The organism is Negadavirga shengliensis (assembly GCF_042652345.1).
GTDB classification, from domain to species: Bacteria; Bacteroidota; Bacteroidia; order Cytophagales; family Cyclobacteriaceae; genus Negadavirga; species Negadavirga shengliensis.
Genome location: NZ_JBHSJJ010000027.1, coordinates 1 through 16151, shown reverse-complemented (window position 1 = coordinate 16151; position 16151 = coordinate 1). Strand labels below are relative to the sequence as shown.

12 protein-coding genes are annotated in these 16151 nt (G+C 44.9%); 5 read left to right on the top strand and 7 right to left on the bottom strand.

All coding sequences use genetic code 11. The features are described 5' to 3' along the window. Window positions 1-129: 129 nt before the first annotated feature. The 5 genes from ACFPFU_RS25115 to ACFPFU_RS25095 all read right to left on the bottom strand — a co-directional run bounded on the left by ACFPFU_RS25115 (window position 130) and on the right by ACFPFU_RS25095 (window position 7101). Entirely contained in the window at window positions 130-1413 is a 1284-nt protein-coding gene (locus tag ACFPFU_RS25115) for a hypothetical protein (RefSeq protein ID WP_377069418.1), read from the bottom strand. 159 nt (window positions 1414-1572) lie between these two features. Then, the gene (locus ACFPFU_RS25110; RefSeq protein WP_377069416.1) at window positions 1573-3978 is read right to left on the bottom strand and encodes a glycoside hydrolase family 65 protein; all 2406 of its coding nucleotides are present in this window, start codon (window positions 3976-3978) and stop codon (window positions 1573-1575) included. A 55-nt stretch (window positions 3979-4033) separates the two neighbouring features. Next, a complete protein-coding gene (otsB, locus tag ACFPFU_RS25105; RefSeq protein ID WP_377069414.1) occupies window positions 4034-5593 on the bottom strand; it encodes a trehalose-phosphatase in 1560 nt (519 codons plus the stop codon). A gap of 117 nt (window positions 5594-5710) precedes the next feature. Continuing rightward, on the bottom strand, window positions 5711-6328 hold the full coding sequence (gene wrbA, locus ACFPFU_RS25100; protein ID WP_377069412.1) for an NAD(P)H:quinone oxidoreductase type IV: 618 nt from the start codon (window positions 6326-6328) through the stop codon (window positions 5711-5713). Between the two features lie 341 nt (window positions 6329-6669). Beyond that, on the bottom strand, window positions 6670-7101 hold the full coding sequence (locus ACFPFU_RS25095; protein ID WP_377069410.1) for a response regulator: 432 nt from the start codon (window positions 7099-7101) through the stop codon (window positions 6670-6672). 581 nt (window positions 7102-7682) lie between these two features. Between ACFPFU_RS25095 and ACFPFU_RS25090 the strand changes: the two genes are divergently transcribed. Genes ACFPFU_RS25090 through ACFPFU_RS25080 form a run of 3 tightly spaced genes read left to right on the top strand, consistent with a single transcriptional unit; the run spans window position 7683 to window position 10804 of the window. Continuing rightward, complete coding sequence (locus ACFPFU_RS25090; protein WP_377069408.1) at window positions 7683-8765, top strand: efflux RND transporter periplasmic adaptor subunit; 1083 nt, start codon at window positions 7683-7685, stop codon at window positions 8763-8765. Between the two features lie 37 nt (window positions 8766-8802). Further along, window positions 8803-10062, top strand: a complete 1260-nt coding sequence (locus ACFPFU_RS25085) for an ABC transporter permease (RefSeq protein ID WP_377069406.1) — start codon at window positions 8803-8805, stop codon at window positions 10060-10062. Between the two features lie 58 nt (window positions 10063-10120). After that, complete coding sequence (locus ACFPFU_RS25080; RefSeq protein WP_377069404.1) at window positions 10121-10804, top strand: ABC transporter ATP-binding protein; 684 nt, start codon at window positions 10121-10123, stop codon at window positions 10802-10804. A gap of 14 nt (window positions 10805-10818) precedes the next feature. On the opposite strand, the gene wecB is transcribed toward ACFPFU_RS25080, so the two are convergent. Both wecB and ACFPFU_RS25070 read right to left on the bottom strand, forming a co-directional pair. Next, window positions 10819-11910, bottom strand: a complete 1092-nt coding sequence (gene wecB / locus ACFPFU_RS25075; RefSeq protein ID WP_377069402.1) for a non-hydrolyzing UDP-N-acetylglucosamine 2-epimerase — start codon at window positions 11908-11910, stop codon at window positions 10819-10821. Window positions 11911-12011: 101 nt separating this feature from the next. Beyond that, window positions 12012-13637 (bottom strand): amidase, encoded by a 1626-nt coding sequence (locus tag ACFPFU_RS25070; protein ID WP_377069400.1) that lies wholly within the window; start codon window positions 13635-13637, stop codon window positions 12012-12014. A 134-nt stretch (window positions 13638-13771) separates the two neighbouring features. Between ACFPFU_RS25070 and ACFPFU_RS25065 the strand changes: the two genes are divergently transcribed. Together ACFPFU_RS25065 and ACFPFU_RS25060 are read left to right on the top strand one after the other, a co-directional pair. Then, the gene (locus ACFPFU_RS25065) at window positions 13772-14308 is read left to right on the top strand and encodes a DinB family protein (protein ID WP_377069399.1); all 537 of its coding nucleotides are present in this window, start codon (window positions 13772-13774) and stop codon (window positions 14306-14308) included. A 170-nt stretch (window positions 14309-14478) separates the two neighbouring features. Next, window positions 14479-15771: a serine hydrolase domain-containing protein gene (locus tag ACFPFU_RS25060; protein WP_377069398.1), complete on the top strand. Its 1293-nt coding sequence runs from the start codon at window positions 14479-14481 to the stop codon at window positions 15769-15771. Window positions 15772-16151: the final 380 nt, after the last annotated feature.

Below are 16151 nucleotides of genomic sequence, written 5' to 3'. Positions count from 1 at the left end.
AATAACGCCTATTGACGGCGGAAAAAGGTATTTATTGAGCCGGTTCCTCTGAACCGGTTCTTGTTTTTTTTAAGATTGCAAAATAGCAACACCGTCATATGAACCTATGTATGATGGGGTAAGGTGGATTCAGTGCATCAGTGGAGGGATCATTCTTAAAAACACCTGATATGCTAAAGTGGAACCGGAGCCATAATAAGGAATTAAATCAGATCCCACCCTGTGATAAGTGACCGTAAAACCTCCGTCTAACCAAAAAAGCCGGTTTTTGAGAAGATAAACAGAGACTCCCGGCTTTATGGCACCTATCCAGGTATTTTGGTCACCGTGTCCCTGTTCTCCTTCAATTCCGAGTTCATGAAAGGATTTTTGCAACAATTCTATCCTTCCGAAGACATTAAGCTTCTTTCCCTGCAGGGCCGATTCCAGCAAAAATGAATGGGAAGGAAAGATGTTGCCGGGCTCCTCTCTGTCCCAACTTCTGTTCAAACCATAGACAAAACTGCTGGACAGGACGCTTTCATGATCCAGCCAGATATTGTGCAGCACGGAAGCGGTTATCCTGTTCACATCTCTTTCCGGTTCATGTACTTCCGGAGAGTGAAGGTAACTGTAAGACGCTTGGAAAGCATAGGAATCACCCAATAGGTAGTGCACGCGTGTACTCCACGAATCAAACCGGGGTCTGTCGAACCAAAGCCTGTTTTCCCCCGGCTCCCTTCCCGTAAACAATGAACCTTCAAGTCGGAGCCTTTTATACCTGAATCCCGTACTGGCCACACCATAAATAATATGGGTAGCATCCTGCCAATGATGTCCTAACGGAGAATCAGGCATATTGAGAGCAGATGGCCGGTGCATAAAAGCCGGTGGCCCCAATGCAGGTTCTCCCGGAAACGCCAAATAAACATACGCATCGATATCTGTTGAAAAGGCATGGCTGTAGGCGACCGAAAGTTCCGAAAAAAGGTCATGGGGATGCTGCCGGTCAATCAGGGGGACGCCTCTATGGGTCTCTCCGGTCTGATAAAGAAGGGGATAACCGCTTCCCCCCATAATGAGTGGATCTGCCGAAAACATTCCTCTTATGGAAAACAAACCTTTTTTACCGATTTTCCTGTTTCCCATCATCATTACCCAGGTAGGAAGCATAAATTCCTTTTGGCTTCTTAAATCACGGTTGTGGGGATTTTGAAAAGTATAAGCCGGAAAAACCCCATAATGCAGCATCATGTTCCACTCCCCCTTCCGGGAAAAGTTCATGTACATGGGAGAATTAACCGGATGCCAGGCGGTCCCCGAACCATTGACCGTCATGGGGAGATTGCGGGACAGAAAAGAAGGAACTTCATCCATGTCATGATCTTCATGTTCGTCATGGTGCTGTGCATCAACGGCTAATGGAAAAAGCAAATAACATAATAACAACAGACCTAGGAATAGGGAATTACATTTGCATGGATAAATGTAGCCTGTTTTCCTCATACAGCTGTTTAAATCACAATAACTTGTATATGTTTTAGCTTTCATGTGCTTATAATTGATTTTTAAGCGTCACACTCGGTTCAAATTTTAATAAGACTCCTTTTCAAGCGAAAACTCCCTTATTTCCCCCTGTTTAAACTCATAAATTTGATCGATCACGCCTATCTTTACTTTATTTTTCCAACCTTCTTCAAAGGAAACTTTCAGTTTCTTATCATCAATCGAAATGGATATCCAATGCCTCCTATACTCTACTTTCAAAGTAATCTTCTTCAACTTTTCCAGGATGTAAGGGTTAATCCAAAGTGCGGTTTCCCCCACTTCAATCCCTAAGAAACCTCTTTGTACCAGATCCAGGGAACCTGCCATAGCACCCAAATGGATGCCTTCAGGCGTAGTCCCCCCCTGAATGTCTTCGAAATCACTTACCAGCACCTTCTTGAAGTTATCCCATGACTTCTTTTTGTCATATTTCAGGTGGATCCATGAAAACACCACCCTGCTTAAGGTAGATCCGTGAGAGGTCCGGCTCCTGTAATATTCGATGTTCTTTACAATCATTTCTTCTGTGAACTCATGGCCCAGCTTCTTGAAAATTTCGTAAACCTGATTTCTGGAAAAGAGATAAAAAAGCATCAAAACGTCTGCCTGCTTACTGGCTTTATAATTATTGGGCGAATCCCCCTCATTCTCCAGTACCCTGTCCAGCCGGTGAATATCCTTATATTTTTTGCGGTATTTCCCCCAGGGAAACTCCTCCAGTTTCTCATACCCTTCAAACTGTGCAATGATATGTGAGTTGATGAAGGGCACATACATTTTCCTGCTGATATCTGCCCATAGCGCGATCTCTTCGTCACCGATTGCAAGTTCTTTTAATATCTCCCTCTTCCTGCTCTTTTCTATCAGGCCTAGGATTTCTATGGCTTTCTGCATGACCCAGGCAGCCATGACGTTCGTATAAGCGTTGTTTTTCAGGCCGGGCTTATCAGATCCCGGATAAGAAGTATGATATTCGTCAGGACCCACCACACCATGAATTTCATAATGGCCTTTTTCATGGTTATAAATGACCATGCTCCCCCAAAAAGAGGCGATGCTAAGGAACATTTCGGCCCCAAAGAAAGAGAGGAACTGCTGGTCGTCCGTGGCCAAAAAATAGCTCCATATATTATAGGCAATCGCTGAATTTATGTGCCGTTGCAGATAAGTATTATCCGGTATCCATCTCCCTGAGTTGGGATTTAAGTGGATCACCTGGCTTTCTTCCCGCCCGTTGCTTCCACTCTGCCAAGGGTACATAGCCCCTTTTTTTCCTGCTTTTATTGCGGCAAATCTCGCCTCATCTATTCTATAATACCGGTACATTAATAAACTACGGGTAATTTCAGGAAAACGGAGGTTCAAATACGGAAAAATATAAAGTTCATCCCAGAAAATGTGGCCGCGGTAAGCTTCCCCATGAAGCCCCCTGGAAGGCACGCCAACATCATAGCCGATGATGTTGTAAGAGACAGTCTGCAGGATATGAAATATATGCAGCCGCAGCAGCCGCTGGTTTCTGTCATCCTCCACAATCTCCATATCTGCCCGGTGCCAAAGCCTTTCATAAGCTTCTGTATGGCGCAACAATATTTCCCGAAAACGGCCTGTGCGTTTTATGGTTTTTTCGGCTTCCAGCAAAGGTTCGCTGATGGCACGGTCACGGGAAGTAAATACCGCGACCGTCTTTTCCAAGGTATATCTTTGACCCTCTTTTACATCCAGCTGTAAAACCTGGGCAACATAACCTTCTTTCTGGCGGGTTTCGATCACCGGTTTCAGCTGTTTTTCCCGGAGATATATTCTTGTAGAAGCCGCCTGTGCCATGGTGATCCGGGATTGTTTTGTCCGCACCAAAAGGGATATGGAATCCTCGTCAATCTGATTGGTGGCACAGGGATTTAAATGATGACTTTCCAAATCTCTGTAACGTACCACATTGTCATTGGTGACATTTCCATCCAATGCCGAGAGAAATTCAACCTTTCCCCCCCAGTTTTCCGGGGTAAACGTCCATGTCAAACAAGCAAGATTTTTGTCCCGCATACTTACCATGCGGCGGCTTAAGATATGGCTTCGCCTCCCTTGGTCGTCTTCCACGCGGAAATCACGCTCCAAAACCCCGATTTTCATTTTAAGCGTTTGCTTGTAATATAGAATTTTGAATTTGGAAAGGTCCAGCCATTCGCCCCCTTCCCCTCTAAAACTCAAGCAAAGCCAATTGGGAAAGTTTACAAAATCTTCATTTTCAATCGTTTCTCCGGAAATATTTGTTTTTGCACGGTTATAGCCTCCAGCCAGATAAGTCCCCGGATAATTAACACCATTGTTGCCGGATTCTTCAGCAGCCCCCCGCGTCGCAATATAGCCGTTGCCCAACGTACAGATGGCCTCTCTTTGCTTTTGTTGCTTAGGTTCCCAACCCCTGTATGTTATGTTAAACCGATCCATCCGCCTTTCTTTTTATTCACATAACGTGCTTCTTTTCCTCCGGACAATTTTTCCTCTAAAGCAGCCTATTGCCAATTGACGCTTTTAGCTTATCCAGAAATCGTATTACCTCATCCGGATTTTCCAACTTATAGGTCGCGTAAGTTTTTTGACGGTGAGACCCCACAATGATCCCCAAACCTTTTTCATACACGGCTTTGTGGGCATCCTCGTCTGTGACATCATCCCCTATGAAAACAGGAAAATAATCGTCTTCCTTTAGTTTCAAGGCATCCATAAGCCACATTAACGCTTTTCCCTTGTGCCAATCCAGATCAGGTTTTAACTCCAGGATTTTCTTACCTGTGCCTTTTTTCAACCCTTTCTGAACCGCCACCTCTTCCAACACGGCCTTTTTAACATCATCTACCCTTTCTTTCTCCACGTTCCGGTAATGGACTGCAATAGCGTACTTTTTGCGTTCTATGAGTACCCCTTCAATCCCCCGGAGTTTCTTCTTAAGGTGGCTTTCAGCTTCATCCAGGGCCGGTAGGACCTCCTGTCCCTTCCTGTTTTGTTCTTCCAGTCCCTCCGGCCCAGTGATGTCAAACCCATGGCTACCGGCGTACACCACATTGTCCAGCCCCACTTTGGATTTCACATCCTGGCGGTCGCGGCCGCTGATGACACCAACAGTGATAATCCCGGCGAGGCCTTCAATAATTTTCTTTGCTTTTTCCGACAGCACGGCTTCTTCCGGATTGGAGACAATGGGAGTTAATGAGCCGTCATAGTCAAGAAACAAAACCGGTTCTTTCGCACCGATAAGTTTTATTATACCAGTAATGTTTTCGAGCGCATCAGGCAAATCATCCGGATTCCTACCTTTGGTTCCAAGTTCGATTTTATCATCTAATTCGGTGAGGTTTTCGACCACGATATCAGCACCTGCTTCTTCCAAAACCTGACCTTTGCCATGAGGGGCTTTCCCCACCACCAAGAGAACCCCTGCTTTTTTTCCCGCCTGAACCCCGGAAATGGCATCTTCGATGATGATGGTTTTTTCCTTAGCTACACCTAATCGCTCGCCCGCCCGGAGAAAAATATCGGGCTCAGGTTTTCCCTTCAAGTCTTCTTTTTCTAAAATCTCCCCGTCTATCCTGACATCAAAAAAGTTTGATAAGCCCGCCGAGGCCAAAATATGTCTGCAATTGCGGCTGGAAGAAATGACAGCAAGCCTGACTCCTTTAGCCTTCCATCTCTTGATAGCTTCCAATGTGTCCTCATATACATGCACCCCTTCTTCATCTAGAAGTTTAAGGAAAATATCGTTTTTTCGTCTTCCCAAACCCTGTACCGTAACCTCTTCGGGACCATCATCCGGTTTTCCCTCAGCCAGGTTAATATCCCTTGACTCCAAAAAACGCCTTATACCATCTAACCGCGGAATGCCGTCAATATACGTTTGATAATCTTTTTCAATGTCAAATGGCACGAAAAGATCACCTTCCTTTTGCTTTAAGAATCCGTCAAACATTCTCTGCCAAGCTTTGGCATGGACACTGGCTGTCTTGGTAATAACGCCATCCATATCCAAGATGACAGCTTCAAAGGGGAGATGTAGGTTTCTGGCCATATACGGTAAAAACTTTAACAAGGAGATTATTTCGGGATAAAACAATCATTGACTTTCCTGGCAATGTTGCTATCAACGGGTTTATGCCTTCGGCACAAAAAGCGCTTCCAAGATACGTTATCCGCCTGAGAAGCCTGCTTTTACCCAGCGGGCGAGCGTCAGGGTCCTTTTTGCCTGATGAAATACCGCTTCTTTGATATTGTCGTTCAGGTTATCTTTTCCTTCACTTACGCTTACCCCATAGGGGTTACCCCCGGCTTCAAACTGAACTTCAGACGTATACGCCGGTGTCACTATGATCGCGCCCCAGTGATACATGCTTTTATATAGAGAAAGCAATGTGGATTCCTGACCTCCGTGGGTGTTGGCCGAACTTGTCATGCCGCTGACTACTTTGTTAACGAGCTTGCCTTTCAGCCACAAGCCCCCGGTGGTATCAAAAAATGAAGTCAGTTGGGAAGGTAGATTTCCATACCTTGTGGGCGCAGAGAATATAAAAGCGTCCGCCCATTCCAAATCTTCCAGAGAAACGGTGGGAATATCTTTTGTGGCCTCCACATGTTTGGCCCAGTTCTCATTCTGCTGGATGGCTTCTTCAGGGGCCGTTTCCCGTATCCGCAAAAACCTGACTTCGGCTGCCTCAGAGTTTTTGCCGGCCTCTTCTGCCCATTTGGCTAACTGATAATTGGTCCCTGTGGAACTGTAATAGATGATAGCTAATTTTACCTCTTCCATACCCCATGCATTTAATAATCATATTTTATAAACAAGACCACTTTTTATTAAAATTTCAGCTAAAAAATTCACAAAATCCACGCCAGTGTTTTCATTGGACAAAATATTTCTTTCCAAACGGTTCAGCGCAGACCGTTATCTTAAAATCTCCTGTCGGAAGGGGCATTCCCGAGTTCTCCCAGGAATGGAGGCAGGGATCACGGGGATAAAATCAGGTCCATTCTTGTTTACCCTCCAATATTTTTAAGACAGTCTATTTGGCCTGATCTACCTTTCATTGAAAATGAAATCCGGAACCAGGCTTATTAAATGAGACGGATGGAAGGTGGTTGATAAACAGATCAAACTCTTGTGGGAAGCTGTACCAGGGAAAACCAAAACTCTTCTATTTTCTCCACAATGTCCTGATAGTTGATGCCTTCGAGGGGTTTGGTGATGTAGCAATTGGCATGATTAGAATAAGACGTCAAGATATCATTGTGGCTGGATGAAGTTGTCAGCATGATGACCGGTATTGGTTTCGTGGCTTCCGAGTTTTTGATATATCGAAGCACTTCGTGGCCGTTTTTCTTTGGAAGGTTGATATCCAAAAGTATCAAATCCGGCAAAGGATTCAATCCCGCTTTACAATGATGCGCCAAATAACTTATAGCCTCATGACCGTCTTTCGCATAATGAAGGGTGATGGGTACTTTGGTTTCTTTTAAGGCTTCAGAAATTAGAAGTATATCACCTTCATTATCTTCCACCAATAAAACACTTATGGTATTCATCAATTACTGAAACTGGTTAGATTTTTTTTAATGGGCAATCAAACAACATAAACCGATTACCACATGCTATTTTTTGCGTAATAATAGACAAATCCCTATAAAATCCAAAAAGATAACCCATCATTACCCGGTCCAAAAATTAAACTAACTTAATAATATAATTACCGTAATTCTAAATACCGCGGTTCCACTTTAAAAATTAATAGTCTTTCGCCATTTTATTATTTTTTTTTCATGGTGCTACTTCAACATAAATAAAATATGCTTCCGGTTTCGTTTTGGATTCAACCCGGATTTTCCCTTCCGTCACTACTCATTAAAGGTCTACAGCTGAGAAAGCTCTGCATTGAGATATCCCGTGGAGTTTTACGCATGCCCGGTTAAAAATGACCGGCCCGCCTAAAGGAAATGTTCCCGAAACATATGCAAGAAACTTTCCAGCGCAAATCATTATTTGTTGCGCCTGCGATAAAAAATAACAGCTAATGCCGGAATCATTTTTTTCTTATGTCTCCCATCATAATCCAATAAAAAGCATAACTTAGCGAAGTATTTCGGTGTGTTTTTGAACGATTGTCCACATGAAAATATTGAAGCATTTAGGACTTTTTATGGGATGGGTATTGTGCTGCTGTTGTACCTCATCATCTGATAAAATCCACCCCAGCCGCCAAAACATTTCAGAATCCGTTTATGCCTCAGGGCTGGTTAAAAGCAGAAACCAATACCAGGTTTTTGCCAATGCAAACGGCACCGTTCAGGACATTTACGTAACAGAGGGAGACACCGTAAAAATAGGAACCCCGCTTTTGGCTGTTTTTGATGAAACCACAAAACTGAACCGGGAAATCGCCGAACTGGCAAGGGAATATGCGGATAGACAAAACAACATGACACGGTTACGGGACCTGGAAATCAACATTGATCTTGCTAAAACCAAACTGGAAAACGATTCACTTCAATGGATAAGGCAAAAAAACCTACGTGAACAAGGAATCGGATCCGCAATCGAACTTGAGCAACGGCAACTGGCTTATACCAACTCGAGAACAGCCTACCAAACCGCAAAGCTACAATATGAAGAATTGAAAAGAGAAATTCTTCACAACGAACAGAACGCAGCCAAAAATCTTGAAAAAATGAAGGCTATGGAAAATGACTTGTTGGTCAAAAGCAAAATCAACGGCAAAGTCTACGCCCTGCTGAAAGAAAAGGGAGAAATGGTCAACGTACAAACCCCACTGGCTGTTCTGGGTAGCGAAACGGATTTTATTTTGGAACTGCAGGTGGATGAATATGATATCGTAAAAATTAACCAGGGGCAAAAGGTAATGGTAAGTATGGACAGCTACCGGGGACAGGTGTATGAGGCCATTATCACTAAAATCAATCCCATGATGGATCCGGCAAGCAAAAGCTTTGTCGTAGAAGCTACCTTTGTTGAAACTCCGCCCCGGTTATATCCCAACCTGACCCTGGAAGCCAACATCATTATCCGCACCAGTGAAAACGCCTTGGTTGTTCCCAGAAACTATATTTACAGGGATAAATTCCTGATCACCTCCGAAGGTGACACCATAGAAGTCACATTGGGGATCACTGATTTTCAAAGGGCTGAGATAGTCTCAGGAGTCAATGAAGGCACAGAATTGGTCAGACCCTAAATACTGTATAACCACTTTTCCTTTAAAACAGATGTAGATGAAATATTCGCTGTTACTGGATATAGCCCGGTCATTGATGGTGGCCAGGTTCAAGCAGACATTGATCGCCGCAGTGGGGGTGACTTTCAGTATCACCATGTTTGTGGCCCTCCTGGGTTTTATGAACGGCCTGAATATGATGCTGGATGATTTAATCCTGAACAGGACCCCTCATATCAGGTTTTACAATGAGATAAAACCCAACCCCCTTCAGCCGATAGACCTGGCCTCTGATTATAAAGATTATTTTAATGTGATACGGTCCGTCAAGCCAAGCGCAAGCAGGATCAGCATCCATGATAACGCCGCCATTATAAAAACACTGAAAGAGGATCCCAGGGTCTTAGGGGTGGCACCGAAAATCTCCGCCCAAGTGTTCTATAATGTCGGCACCATAGATATTACCGGCGTCATCAACGGCATTGATGTGGAAGCGGAGAACAGCCTGTTCTTTTTTGAAAACTATGTCACTGAAGGTAATTTTGCGGACCTGAAAAATACTGCCAATAGCATCATTCTGGGCAAAGGGGCCGCGGACCGGATGCTGGCGGAAATCGGGGATGTGATACAGGCCACGACCGCTTCCGGAAACCGCATACAGCTTAAGGTGGTGGGCTATTACCAATCGGGCCTGGGAGAACTGGACAATGTCCAGAGCTATGCCTCCATAGAAACTACGCAGAAAATGTTGGGAGAACCCGCTTCCTATATCACCGATCTGCAGGTTAAATTAAAAGACCTTGACATGGCTCCTGAAATGGCCAGGGAATATGCATCCGTTTTCGATATCGATGCCGATGATATCCAGACAGTCAATGCCCAGTTTGAAACGGGAACCCAAATCCGTACGCTGATCAGTTATGCCGTGGGCGTCACCTTGCTGGTCGTCTCAGGATTTGGGATTTATAATATATTGAACATGATGATCTATGAAAAAATGGATACCATCGCCATATTGAAAGCCATTGGTTTTTCGGGCAGGGACGTCAATGTGATCTTCATCAACATCGCGCTTATTATCGGTATTGCGGGTGGTTCGGTTGGGTTGCTACTTGGCTTTCTGGCTGGGTTGGGCATTGATCAGATCCCCTTTGAAACCGATGCCCTCCCCACGATAAAAACATTTCCGGTGGATTTTAATCCCAAATATTATATAATAGGAGGTATCTTTAGTTTGATCACGACGTATATGGCAGGATATTTCCCTGCCAAAAAAGCCAGCGCGGTAGATCCCGTGGACATCATCAGGGGAAAATAGGTCCTGATAGGATTCCCCAAAGACGTAAACGAAGTATTGATAAAACTAAGCGATTCACATGCGAGGAAAGCCTGTCTTGGAAGCCATCGGCATCAACAAATACTTTTATAGCCCTGTCAAAACCCAGGTACTCAAAGAAGTAACCTTCCAAATAACCCGTGGGGAATTTGTCTCGGTAATGGGGAAATCAGGTTGTGGAAAATCAACGCTCCTGTATATCCTCTCCACCATGGATACGGATTATGAAGGTAAACTTTTAATTGACGAGGAGGTTGTAACCGGAAAGCCCCATCCTTATCTCTCCAAAATCCGGAATGAAAAAATAGGTTTCGTTTTCCAATTCCATTATCTGCTCAATGAGTTCAGTGTACTGGAAAACGTGATGATCCCGGGCCTAAAATTAGGGAAATATCCTAAGGAGCAACTGGAAAGCGTCGCCATGGAAAAGCTTAAAATCTTTGATATGCAGGATCATGCTTTAAAAAAAGCAAACCAGCTATCCGGAGGCCAAAAGCAGCGGGTAGCCATCGCCAGGGCACTGATCAATAACCCTCTCATCATTATGGGGGACGAACCCTCCGGGAACCTTGACAAGAAAAACAGTGATATCGTGTTTGACATATTTAAAGAACTTGCCCAGGAATACCATCAAACCTTGTTGATCGTTACCCATGATCCTGATTTTGCCGAAGGTACGGACAGGATCATTCAAATGGAAGACGGGAAAGTTATCGGTCAATAACCCTCCGTCTTTCTTTATAGTTTTTCCAAAAGCACGCTGACTATCCGTTCTGCCGTTTGGCCGTCCCATAACTCCGGAATCCCCCCTTTTTTCCATTGGCCCGAAAACAATTTCTCCATTGCGGGCGAAATGGCTTGTGGATCCACACCCAGGAGTTCGTTGGTTCCCTGGGTAATCGTCTCCGGTCTCTCTGTATTGGCCCTTAAGGTCATGCAGGGTATTCCCATGACGGTGGTTTCTTCCGTAATGCCGCCGGAATCCGTCACCACAGCTTTCGCCCTTTCCACCAAATAGTTGAATTCGAGATACCCCAAAGGCTCTATCATGTGTAATTTGGCATGTGAAATCCCTATGGTTTCCAACATCTTACGGGTACGGGGATGTACTGGAAATACCAATGGCAATCCGTTAGTGTGGTTTACGATTTCCTGAATGAGCTCTTTCAGTTTCTCTTCTTGATCCACGTTAGCAGGCCTGTGCAAGGTCATCACAATATATTCGCCTTCCTCCAAGCCGATCTTATCCCACACCTCCGGTTTTTGAAAACGCGGCTTATGTTTGAGAAGGGTATCGATCATGGTATTGCCTACAAAATAAATCCGGCCGTCTTCAATGCCCGATTTCCGAAGGTTTTCATTGGCCACTTCGGAAGTGGTAAAAAAGAAATTGGTGATGCTGTCAGTCACCATCCGGTTGATTTCTTCCGGCATGGTCCAGTCCCCCGAACGGATACCGGCCTCCACATGCGCCACTTTGACATGCAGCTTTTGAGCGGTGATGGCGCAAGCCATGGTGGAAGTCACATCCCCTACTACCAAACAAAGGTCTGGCTTTCCTTTTTCCACAAGTATTTTTTCGTAACCTATCATGATGGCTGCGGTCTGCTCGGCTTGTGTCCCGCCCCCGGCTCCTAAATTTATATCCGGTTCCGGGATTCCCAATTGGTCGAAAAAGCTGCCCGACATGTTTTTATCATAGTGCTGCCCGGTATGTATCAACCGGAAATCAATATTTTTACCTTCATTCTTCGCCTTATCAATGGCATCAATAATTGGCGAAATTTTCATAAAATTGGGTCTGGCCCCGGCAATTAAGTCAATAAGCATTTTCTAACAAAAATTAATTTTAATCAAGTTTACTGAATGTTTTTTTAAACTGTCCAACAAAGTTATTGCAAATATCGAGAATACCCCTCAATCCATTCCTTTCAGTTGGAACGGAGCAGCATTTTGGGAGGTTCCCGGTGCCGGGTCCCCTGTTCGAATGCATAGGCGATTTCCAACAACAATGGCTCAGACCAGGCTTTGCCAAAAAAAGAAATGCCAACCGGTAATCCATCTATCATGCCCATAGGGACCGTAATATTAGGATACCCGGCATGAGCCGCCGGTGAAGAACTTCCTGCCTGGAAACTGTCTCCGTTAACCCAATCGGTTTTCCACGCCGGGCTTCCTGTTGGAGCCATGATCGCGTGCAGTCCATGTTCGTTCATTACCCGGTCTATTCCATCCCTCCTGCTGCCTATCAATAATCCGGCCAAAGCTTCCCTGTACGCTTGAGCGTCCAGTCCTTCTTTTGCCTGCGCCATTTCGAGATATTTCTGGTTATAGTACCGTAAAGAGATTTCATCTTCCCTGTTAAAAGCTATCAGATCCTCCAGATCTTTTATAACGGCTTCAGATCCCAACGACGAAAAATACTTGTTCAATCCATCCTTATATTCAAAAAGCATGACCTCAAATGACTTCGATCCTGTATTTGGCGCGGATATCCTTTCTATCTCCACGACTTCTACATCTTGCTTTTTTATCCATTCCACAGCTTCCTGCATCAGCTTGTCTACCTTAAAGTTTTTTCCGGAGGGTCCTGTAAACCAACCTATTCTTTTTCCTTTCAACCCCTGCTCATTGAGAAATTCCGTGTAATCAAGGTGGAAATTCCCCTCACTTTCCGCAGTTTTTTCATCCGCTTCATCCACTCCCGCCAAGACGCCGAGACAAAGTGCCGCATCCCTGACCGTTCTCGCCATGGGGCCGGGAGTATCTTGCGTAAAGGAAATGGGGATAATCCCTGAACGACTGATCAGGCCCACCGTAGGTTTGATACCTACAATGCCGTTGGCATGGGAAGGGCACACGATAGAGCCATTGGTCTCCGTTCCGATGGCCAGTACGGTGAGGTTAGCGGCAACAGCCACGGCAGAGCCTGAACTGGATCCACACGGATTCCTATCCAGGATGTAGGGGCTTTTGGTCTGCCCTCCCAAGCCGCTCCAGCCACTGCTGGAAAGCTCCCCCCTGAAATTGGCCCATTCGCTCAGGTTGGTTTTTCCCAAGATCACTGCTCCCGATTCCCGCAGTTTTTTGGCTACATAACTGTCCTGTAAAGGTCTGGATCCCGCCATCGCCCGCGAACCTGCCGTCGTGTGCATTTGGTCATGGGTGTCAATATTATCCTTCAACAACACGGGAATGCCATGGAGGGGACCTTTAAATTTACCTTGCTGAAGCATCTCATCAAGTTCCTCCGCTATGGCGAGGGCATCCGGATTGATTTCCAATACAGCCTGAAGGCACGGCCCGCTTCTGTCTAAGGCCTCTATCCGTTGTAAATATGCCTCAACCACTTCCCGAACGGTGAGCGTTCCTTCTTTGTAATGTTCCAGAAACTGCGCTGCTTCCCATTCCATATAAGGAAAATCCCCGGACTCCTGCTTTTTCTGTGAATTGGATTGACAGGAAGCAAAAAACAAAAAGGTCATTGTTATGGTGACCTTGAAGGACAAAAACCAAAAACCGGTTTTATATCTTTCATCAAATGTTTTAATTTTCATAGGAGGTGAATGTAACAACAATATAACCGATATCTTTTAAAGATGCATGATGGAAAAACCTGAAAAGAATGATCATAAAACCGGTGAAATCGGCATTCTTTTTTTATTTTTATTTCCGTAATAAACCCAAACCCATGAAACCACTTCATTTAGTGATGATTTTATTTCTGGCAACCGGTCATATGCTGCCCGGTTTATCCCAAACTGATCCGTTTTTAAGGGATTTTTTAGAAAGATGGGAAAACTCAAAAAAATACACGGTAGCGGTCGCCCAAGCCATGCCGGAAGCGCATTATGGTTTCAGCCCCACCACTGACGAAATGAGCTTTGCCGGACAGTTAATGCATGTTGCAGCGGTCATTGAATGGCATGCTTTCAGCAGGTTTGATGGCCGGGACACCCCTTTCAGAACAGATGATTATTTGGCTGAAGGCAAATCAAAACAGGAAATCATAAACACGGTGATTGCTGAATTTGATAAAGCCTCTGAATTGATCACCGGCTTTGATCCCAATAGGCTGGAGGAAACCGGCAGCTATGCCCATTTTACAAGGACAAGCAGACAGTTTCTATTGCTTTTAGCAGACCATGTAAGCCACCACCGTGGACAGATGCTGGTCTATCTTCGGATGAAAGGTATTACACCGCCTAATTATATTGACTACCAGTGAATCACTTACAGGTATTATGAGTTGTCCTTAAATCAGGCTCCTCTGAAAAATTGACCCAGAACAATGTTCAAATGGTGAGAAAACTCAAAAAAACAGAAAATAAAACAGAAAGAATATGTTTCTACGTTTCCTTATATTGTGCGGTATTTTAATCATCACTTCATAACCATATGCGAAAGTTTGTTTTTACTTCTCTTTGTTTCCTTTTGGTAATTTACCATAGTTCTGCCCAAACCAAATCCGTTCAAAAATCCCCTCCCTTAAATTCCGCAAGTGCGTCATCGGCAGGCATGTCCCAGGAGCGCTTGGACAAGATCGGGAAAATGCTGCAAGAAGCGATAGCTGAAGGCACGGTGCCCGGGGCCGTGGCACTGGTATCAAGAAACGGTAAAATTGTATTCCACGAGGCCTATGGCAAGGCCGATGCTTCCGGTAAAGACCTGGAAAAAGATGCTGTTTTCCGTATCGCCTCCCAAACGAAAGCCATCACTTCCACCGCAGTCATGATGCTGTGGGAAGAAGGAAAATTCCAATTGGACGATCCCATTTCAAAATTTATTCCCGAATTCAAAAACCCGCAGGTGTTGGTGAATTTTAGTTATACGGATACCAGCTTTACTGCCAGACCTGCGGCAAGGGAAATTACGATCCGGCATTTATTGACCCATACTTCCGGGCTTGGCTACGGCGTAATAGATGGGGACGAAAGAATGAAAATGATCTATGAAAAGGCAGGCACTACTGATCTGTTCACTACCGAGGATGTGACCATAGAGGAGGTTGTGAAAAAACTGGCCAAACTCCCCCTCCATCATGATCCGGGAGAAAAATACACCTATAGTATGGGGTTGGATGTATTGGGCTACCTGATAGAAATCCTCTCGGGAATGACTTTTGAAACATTCCTTCAGGAGAAACTTTTTGGGCCTTTAGGAATGAATGATACGGGTTTTTATCAGCCTGAGAGTAAAAAAGAAAGATTGGTAGCCATACAACACCGGATCGATGGGAAGTGGGAAAACTACCCCAACACCTTTTATGATGTGGATTATCCGGTCACAGGGGCAAGGAAATTCTTTTCTGGCGGCGCAGGGCTGTCCAGCACCGCTAAAGATTATGCCACATTTCTCCAGATGTACCTCAATGGAGGTGAGCTGAACGGCGTGAGGATACTCAGCAGAACCACCGTAGCCACCATGATGGCCAATCAGACCGGCAACCTCTATGGCGGCGGTGACCAGCATTACGGACTGGCTTTTGGTGTGCTTACAGAACAGGGTCAGGCCAAGGGAGGCTTGGGGAGTCCCGGGACCTTTATATGGGGTGGTTATTTCAACACGCAGTATTTCGCTGATCCGGAGGAAAATCTCATCGGCATCATCATGAAGCAAACCAGAGGGGGCAGCGGAGACCAAACCGCCTGGAAATTCAAGCAAATGGCAGAGGCAGCTGTGGATGATTAAAAGGGACTTGAAATAAACTATTAAACCAGCTTTTCCAAAGTTTAACACTTTGGAAAAGCTGTGATTTAAGTTGTAATTTAACCTGAGTCTTCCCCAAATTATCGCCCCCTTACGAAAGGAGACCGCCGCATTCTTTTCCAGCCCACCAATCCCAAAAGGGTTACCGATGACGAACGCCCAGTTATTCGATAACTTATTAGGTTTTAACAATTACACTCGGTCCAAGCGGGCGGGCCGGCATCCCGTACAGCTGTCCATATCCGTTAACTTAAGCATAGAACAGGTCGTAAAGTATTTGATGATGGGGCTTTTGTTTGAGTCTTTTCTCTACAGTCAATTTGGGGATTATGGGGACCAGACTGGTGATGAACCAATTGGCA

Coding starts and splice junctions, on each gene's coding strand:
- ACFPFU_RS25065 (WP_377069399.1), top strand. CDS start 13,772: ATGAAACCACTTCATTTAGTGATGATTTTATTTCTGGCAACCGGTCAT.
- ACFPFU_RS25070 (WP_377069400.1), bottom strand. CDS start 13,637: ATGAAAATTAAAACATTTGATGAAAGATATAAAACCGGTTTTTGGTTT.
- ACFPFU_RS25095 (WP_377069410.1), bottom strand. CDS start 7,101: ATGAATACCATAAGTGTTTTATTGGTGGAAGATAATGAAGGTGATATA.
- ACFPFU_RS25090 (WP_377069408.1), top strand. CDS start 7,683: ATGAAAATATTGAAGCATTTAGGACTTTTTATGGGATGGGTATTGTGC.
- ACFPFU_RS25060 (WP_377069398.1), top strand. CDS start 14,479: ATGCGAAAGTTTGTTTTTACTTCTCTTTGTTTCCTTTTGGTAATTTAC.
- ACFPFU_RS25110 (WP_377069416.1), bottom strand. CDS start 3,978: ATGGATCGGTTTAACATAACATACAGGGGTTGGGAACCTAAGCAACAA.
- wrbA (WP_377069412.1), bottom strand. CDS start 6,328: ATGGAAGAGGTAAAATTAGCTATCATCTATTACAGTTCCACAGGGACC.
- ACFPFU_RS25085 (WP_377069406.1), top strand. CDS start 8,803: ATGAAATATTCGCTGTTACTGGATATAGCCCGGTCATTGATGGTGGCC.
- wecB (WP_377069402.1), bottom strand. CDS start 11,910: ATGCTTATTGACTTAATTGCCGGGGCCAGACCCAATTTTATGAAAATT.
- ACFPFU_RS25080 (WP_377069404.1), top strand. CDS start 10,121: ATGCGAGGAAAGCCTGTCTTGGAAGCCATCGGCATCAACAAATACTTT.
- otsB (WP_377069414.1), bottom strand. CDS start 5,593: ATGGCCAGAAACCTACATCTCCCCTTTGAAGCTGTCATCTTGGATATG.